Source organism: Microbacterium sp. CnD16-F, assembly GCF_024124465.1.
Classification (GTDB): Bacteria; Actinomycetota; Actinomycetes; order Actinomycetales; family Microbacteriaceae; genus Microbacterium; species Microbacterium gawkjiense.
Genome location: NZ_JAMXSA010000008.1, coordinates 76,141 through 82,285, shown reverse-complemented (window position 1 = coordinate 82,285; position 6,145 = coordinate 76,141). Strand labels below are relative to the sequence as shown.

Annotated in this window: 7 protein-coding genes; 2 read left to right on the top strand and 5 right to left on the bottom strand. The window is 73.6% G+C overall.

Translation table 11 applies throughout. From position 1 onward, the window contains the following. The coding region (locus NH287_RS04100) for a hypothetical protein (protein WP_253034577.1) at nucleotides 1-223 on the top strand (223 nt) is incomplete at its 5' end. Here NH287_RS04100 and NH287_RS04095 read toward each other — a convergent pair. From NH287_RS04095 to xylA, 4 genes are read right to left on the bottom strand one after another with little or no spacing between them, the layout of a single operon-like run. Further along, nucleotides 213-464, bottom strand: a complete 252-nt coding sequence (locus tag NH287_RS04095; RefSeq protein WP_308210384.1) for a fibronectin type III-like domain-contianing protein — start codon at nucleotides 462-464, stop codon at nucleotides 213-215. The two genes, NH287_RS04100 and NH287_RS04095, sit on opposite strands and share 11 nt — an antisense overlap. A gap of 25 nt (nucleotides 465-489) precedes the next feature. Continuing rightward, entirely contained in the window at nucleotides 490-1,782 is a 1,293-nt protein-coding gene (locus NH287_RS04090; protein WP_253034575.1) for a ThuA domain-containing protein, read from the bottom strand. Further along, nucleotides 1,779-3,179: a xylulokinase gene (xylB, locus tag NH287_RS04085; RefSeq protein WP_253034574.1), complete on the bottom strand. Its 1,401-nt coding sequence runs from the start codon at nucleotides 3,177-3,179 to the stop codon at nucleotides 1,779-1,781. Before xylB ends, NH287_RS04090 begins: the two co-directional genes overlap by 4 nt. A gap of 1 nt (nucleotide 3,180) precedes the next feature. After that, the gene (gene xylA / locus NH287_RS04080; RefSeq protein ID WP_253034573.1) at nucleotides 3,181-4,368 is read right to left on the bottom strand and encodes a xylose isomerase; all 1,188 of its coding nucleotides are present in this window, start codon (nucleotides 4,366-4,368) and stop codon (nucleotides 3,181-3,183) included. A 93-nt stretch (nucleotides 4,369-4,461) separates the two neighbouring features. Here xylA and NH287_RS04075 point away from each other — a divergent pair, with 93 nt between their 5' ends. Then, nucleotides 4,462-5,631, top strand: a complete 1,170-nt coding sequence (locus tag NH287_RS04075) for an ROK family transcriptional regulator (protein ID WP_253034572.1) — start codon at nucleotides 4,462-4,464, stop codon at nucleotides 5,629-5,631. A 203-nt stretch (nucleotides 5,632-5,834) separates the two neighbouring features. Here the strand turns inward: NH287_RS04075 and NH287_RS04070 are convergent, their stop codons facing one another. Then, nucleotides 5,835-6,143 carry a hypothetical protein gene (locus NH287_RS04070; protein ID WP_253034571.1) on the bottom strand — a complete coding sequence of 103 codons (309 nt, stop codon included), beginning with the start codon at nucleotides 6,141-6,143 and terminating at the stop codon, nucleotides 5,835-5,837. Nucleotides 6,144-6,145 lie beyond the last annotated feature (2 nt).

The following is a 6,145-nucleotide window of genomic DNA, read 5'->3' as shown; positions in this document are numbered from 1 at the left end:
GACCGTCGAGTTCCGCGTGCCGCCCGCCCGCCTCGCCTACGCCGGCCGCGACGCGGTGCGCGCGGTCGAGCCGGGACGCGTCGACCTGTGGGTCGGGCCCTCCAGCGCCGACCGCGACGCGACGGCCTCGGTCGAGTTCACGGGTGAGGCGTACGTCATCGGACCGGACGACGCGCGGCTGGCGACGGCATCCGTCCTCGAGGGCGCCGTCGTCAGTCGGTGACGGCGAGGGCCGCCTCGACCGGGAGCCGGTCGGCCGAGGGGCCCGCGGCGATGCGGTACGCGCCCGGCTGCACCCGCAGCGCGCCCTCGTACAGCCAGCCCTCGGGCGCCCCGTCGATCCGGACCGTGTCGTCCCAGACCGCGAGGCGCTCGACGGCGAAGGGGACCTGCACCGTGCGGGTCGTGCCGGGCTGCACCCGCACGCGGGCGTACCCGAGCAGCAGGTGGCGGGGGGCGGTGATGGGCGGAAAGTGCAGGTTGGTGCGGCTATCGCGACCACTGTGCGGCGGGTGTCAACGGCACGAGCGGTGGCCTCTCGACGGCCGTCTCGAGAGTCACGCGACGCCGCCCGGCCGACGACCGCAGCAGGCTCTCCATCGCGTCGAGCACGTGGAGTGCCAGCGCTCCGCTCGCACGGCCGGGCCCGCCCGCCGCGACGGCGTCGATGAGCCCGATACCGCGGCCGGAGCCCTCGTACCCAGCCGAGGGGGAGACTGCACGCCACCCGTCGTCGCCCAGCTCGTTCAGCCGGACCTCGCCGTCGAACATGTTCGGGTCGGGCACGACGAGCGATCCCCGGTCGCCGTGCACCTCGATCGGCGGGGATGTCGTCGCGACCGCGTCGAAGCTCGTCACGATCGTCGACACCGCGCCGTCGGCATGCTCGAGGAGCCCGCTCACGTGCGTGTCGACCTCGACCTCGATCCGCTCACCGGCCCGAGGACCCGTCGCGATGGTGCGTTCCGCGCGTGCGCGCCGCGCGGCACCCGTGACGGCCACGATCGGTCCGAGCAGGTGCACGAGGCTCGTGAGGTAGTACGGCCCCATGTCGAAGAGGGCTCCTCCCCCGGGCGCGTAGTAGAACCCGGGCGCGGGGTGCCACAGCTCGTGACCCGGCGACACCCACGTCGCGCTGGCCGCCCTGGGCCGGCCGATGGCCCCGTCGTCGACGAGCCGACGCGCCGTCTGGATGCCGGTGCCGAGCACCGTGTCGGGGGCGGAGGTGACCCGCACGCCGGCGGCGGACGCGGCATCCAGGATCGCCCGTCCATCGGCGACATGCAGGGCCAACGGCTTCTCGCCGTGCACGGACTTGCCGGCCGCGATCGCCGCGTGGGCGATGTCGGCGTGTGCGGCGGGCACCGTCAGGTTCAGCACCGTCTCGACCTCGGGATCGGTCATGAGCTCATCGACGCTCAGCGCTCGGGCGCCGGGGACGGCAGCCGCCACCTGGGCCGCGCGCTCCCTGTCGAGATCCGCCACCGAGCTGCCGCGGTACGAGTCGGCGATCCCGCCGTGCCAGCCGGCGAGACCGGTGCCGGCCTCGACCGCGGCGCGCAGGCCCGTGAGTGCGGCATCCGAGATCGACGACATCGTGACCGCCTGGACGACCAGATCCGTCTCGGCCATCAGGGCGGCGTCGGCGTAGACCTCGTTGGACTCCTCGACGCGTACCTCGAAACCGTTCCCGGCGAGGAACGGGCGGAACATGTCCGTCGCCGCGACGGGATGGTGCCCGTCCCAGCCGCCGCGGACGATGAGCGCGCGCCGGCCCGTCACCGCAGCTCTGCCGCTCGTCGCGCGGCGACGCGGTCGTAGCGCTCCCGCACTTCGGGACGGGGGGCGGATGCCGCATCCCGATCCATCTCGACGGGCCACTCCGGCCACGACCCGGCGATTACGGCGGCCGCCTGGCGGGCCGCGCCCCGGGCCACGTACTCCCCCGGCGACGGTACGGCCACCGGCACGTCGAACACCTGCGCCGCGACGGCGGCGACCGCGGGGTTGCGCGCTGCGCCGCCCACGAGCAGCACCCGTTCGGTGGCGACGCCGAGGCTCCGGATCGCCTCGAGCCCCGTCGCGAGACCCGCGAGCATGCCCTCGACGGCGGCGCGAGCGAGGTTCTCCCGCGTCGTGTTCTCGAGCGACAGACCGTCGAGCGACGCGCGCGCCGTGGGCAGGTTGGGCGTGCGCTCCCCCTCGAACCAGGGCACGAGCACGACACCGCCGGCTCCGGGCTCGGCGGCGGCCGCCAGCTCGGTGAGACCGTCGTGGTCGACGCCGAGCAGACGCGCGACGGCGTCGAGCACCCGCGCCGCGTTCAGGGTCGCGACCAGCGGCAGGAACCGCCCCGTCGCATCGGCGAACCCGGCCGCGGTCCCGGTCGGGTCGATCGTCCGGGTGTCGCTGACGGCGAAGACCGTGCCCGACGTACCGATCGACACGACGACGTCGCCCGCCGTCGCACCGACGCCGAGGGCGGCGCCGGCGTTGTCGCCCGCACCCGGCCCGACGCGGCGGCCGGCGGCATCCGTCACCCACTCGAGCGGGCCGAGCACGCGGGGCAGCACCGCGTCGTGACCGAGCGCCGCCGCGAGCAGGTCGCGGTCGTAGCCGTCCGATGCGGGGTCCCAGTAGCCGGTGCCCGAGGCATCCGAGCGATCGGTGACGAGCTCGTCGAGCTGCGGATTCCCGGGACCGAACCCGCGCAGGCGCCACGTCAGCCAGTCGTGCGGCAGGGCGACCGCCGCCACCCGTGCCGCGTTGTCGGGCTCGGCGTCGCGCAGCCAGCGGAGCTTCGTGATCGTGAACGAGGCGACCGGCACAAGACCCGTGCGCTGTGCGAGCGTCTCGGCGCCGAACTCGGCCGTGAGATCGGATGCCGCCTGCCCCGAGCGCGTGTCGTTCCACAGCAGCGCGTCGCGCACCACCGTGCCCGCCGCGTCGAGCGCGACCATGCCGTGCTGCTGGCCCCCGATCGACCACGCCTCGACGTCCTCCATGCCCCCGGCATCCGCGATCGCGCTCTGCAGCGCGGTCCACCACGCCTCGGGGTCGACCGAGGTGCCCTCGGGATGCGACGCGCGACCGGAGCGGACGACCGCCCCGGTCGCGGCGTCGACGATGACGACCTTGCACGACTGCGTCGACGAGTCGACGCCCATGACGAGCGTCACGTCAGCGCGCGCCCAGCAGGTGCTCGGTCGCCAGCTGCTGCAGGCGGACGAAGCCGCCGCCCTTGCCGCCGAGGTAGACGCTCGGGTCGAAGTCCTCGTACGCGGAGCGGTCGGCGAGGAAGTCCTCGTACGTCTCGCCCGGGTTCAGGGTCGGGGTCGAGAGCTCGTCGACCTTGGCGGCCGCGAGGGCCTCCTGCACCTCGGGGTCGGCGCGGAACGCCTGCGCCCGCTCCTTGAGGAGCAGGTAGGTGCGCATGTTGGCCGCGGCCGACTCCCAGACGCCGGTCTCGTCCTCGGTGCGGCTCGGCTTGTAGTCGAAGTGACGCGGGCCCTCGTAGGCGGGGACGCCGCCGGGGCCGCCGTTCTCGAGCAGGTCGACGAGCGCGAACGCGTTGTGCAGGTCGCCGTGGCCGAACACGAGGTCCTGGTCGTACTTGATGCCGCGCTGACCGTTGAGGTCGATGTGGAAGAGCTTGCCGTGGTAGAGCGCCTGCGCGATGCCGGCGGCGAAGTTCAGGCCCGCCATCTGCTCGTGACCGACCTCGGGGTTGAGGCCGACGAGCTCGGGCCGCTCGAGCGAGTCGATGAAGGCGATCGCATGACCGAGCGTCGGCAGCAGGATGTCGCCGCGCGGCTCGTTCGGCTTCGGCTCGATCGCGAAGCGGATGTCGTAGCCCTTGTCGGTGACGTAGTCGCCGAGCAGGTTGACGGCCTCGCGGTACCGCTCGAGCGCCTGGCGGATGTCCTTCGCGGAGTCGTACTCGGCGCCCTCGCGGCCGCCCCACATGACGAAGGTCTTGGCGCCGAGCTCGGCCCCGAGGTCGAGCTGGCGGAACACCTTGCGGAGGGCGAAACGGCGGACGTCGCGGTCGTTGGCGGTGAACCCGCCGTCCTTGAACACGGGCGCGCTGAAGAGGTTGGTCGTGACCATCGGGACGATCATCCCGGTCGCGTCGAGGGCGCCCTTGAGGCGGTCGATCTCGCGCTGGCGCTCGGCGTCGCTCGACCCGAAGGCGAACAGGTCGTCGTCGTGGAAGGTGAGGCCGTAGGCGCCGAGCTCGGCGAGTTTCTCGACGGCGTGGACGGTGTCGAGCGGGGGTCGCGTCGGCCCGCCGAAGGGGTCGGTGCCGTTGTAGCCGACGGTCCACAGGCCGAAGCTGAACTTGTCTGCGGGGGTGGGGGTGACCATGTCGCTCCTTCGCGAACCATTAATTGTTGTTAGCAGCAACGTATACCAGGCGCGCCGCCGCCACAAACCCCATGTGATGGCTATGGTGGGTCCGTGACCGAGCAAGGGCGAACCGTCGAATCCGTCCGGCGCGCCAACCTCGGCAGCATCCTGGGGATCGTTCACCGCGAGGGCCCGCAGTCCCGCGCCGCGCTCACCGAGTCGACCGGACTGAACCGATCGACCGTCGCCGACCTCGTCGCGACCCTCGTCTCGTTTGGCCTCGTCGTCGAGCGCGCACCCGACCCCTCGCACCGCGTCGGCCGCCCCTCCCCCGTCGTCTGCGTCGACCCCGCCGTCGTCGCCATCGCCGTCAACCCCGAGGTCGACGCGCTCGAGATCGCCGCCGTCGGGCTCGACCGCGGCATCCGCGCCGTCGTCGACCTGCCGCAGGAGCACCTCCTCACCCCCGAGGCGACCGCCGACCTCGTCGCCGCGCAGATCGCGACCTGGCGCCGGGCCGAGCTGGCGGACGCCCGCATCCTCGGCGTCGGACTCGCCGTGCCCGGGCTCGTCCGGGTCGAGGACGGTCTCGTCCGGGACGCGCCGCACCTCGGCTGGGTCGACGTGCCCCTGCGCGACGTCGTCGCGGCGGCCACCGGCATCCCCGTCGTCGTCGGCAACGACGCCACGCTCGGCACCGTCGCCGAGCACCTCTTCGGCGCCGCGAGCGGCATCGACAACGCGGTCTACCTCAACGGCGGCGCGAGCGGCATCGGCGGCGGCATCATCGTGAACGGGATGCCGGTGGTCGGCGCCGGCGGCTACGCCGGGGAGTTCGGGCAGAACCGCCCCGGCATCGCCACCCTCGCCGACCGGCGGGCCCGCGACGGCGTCCTGGAGGACGAGGTCAGCCGCGCCCGACTGCTGTCGGTCGTGGGACTGGGCCGCGGAGACGACCGCGAGCTCGGCGACGCGCTCGCGGCGCAGATCGACACCCCGTCGGTGGCGGGAGAGGTCGAGCGGCAGCGCCGCATCCTGGCCACCGCACTCGCGAACGCCGTCAACGTGCTGAACCCCTCCGCCGTCGTGCTCGGCGGCTTCCTCGCGGTGCTCGCGGGACTCGACGTCGCAGCCCTCGAGCAGGCCGTGCGCGCGCAGGCGATGCCCGCCTGCGGCGAGGACCTGCGGATCCTGCCCGCCGGCCTGGCGGATCACCGCCTGCTCATCGGCGCCGCCGAAGCCGTCTTCGAAGGCGTGCTGGCGAACCCGCAGCCCGTCTGAGCGGCGCGCGGCCCTCGCCGCGTGTGCCGGATGCAGGGTGAGATGCCCCCGGGGCGCGTCGACACCCCGGTATGCAGCACTGAACCTGCGCTCGGCACACCAACGTCGAACCGTTCTCCGGAGGGATGCGAGGAACGTGCCCCGCAATGCTTCCCTCGAGGCGATCCATCCGGAGAACGGCCCGAGATCCGTCGCCGACGGCGTCAGTCGCCGAGACGCCAGCTGACGAACGGGACGCCGGCGACGCCGTCGCGCGTGCGGTCCGTCGCCCGCCGACCGCGCGCGAGTTCCGCCGGGCGACCGCCGCGGATCTCGTCGAACCGCTCGTGGCGGGCCGACCCGATCCCCCGATCGAAAAGGTCCGGCAGGACGTACAGGCTCACCAGCTCGACGGTCACCCCCAGCCGCACGTGCAGGAACCCCGTCGGTCTCTCGTCCTCGGCGACGACCCGCCGCCACATCGGCTCACGGTCGCGCGCCGCGGCATCCTCGACGGTCGCCGCCCGGAGCATCG

Excerpts from the sequence above, each read along its gene's own strand:
- NH287_RS04070 (WP_253034571.1), bottom strand. The coding sequence starts at position 6,143 with ATGCTCCGGGCGGCGACCGTCGAGGATGCCGCGGCGCGCGACCGTGAG.
- xylA (WP_253034573.1), bottom strand. The coding sequence starts at position 4,368 with ATGGTCACCCCCACCCCCGCAGACAAGTTCAGCTTCGGCCTGTGGACC.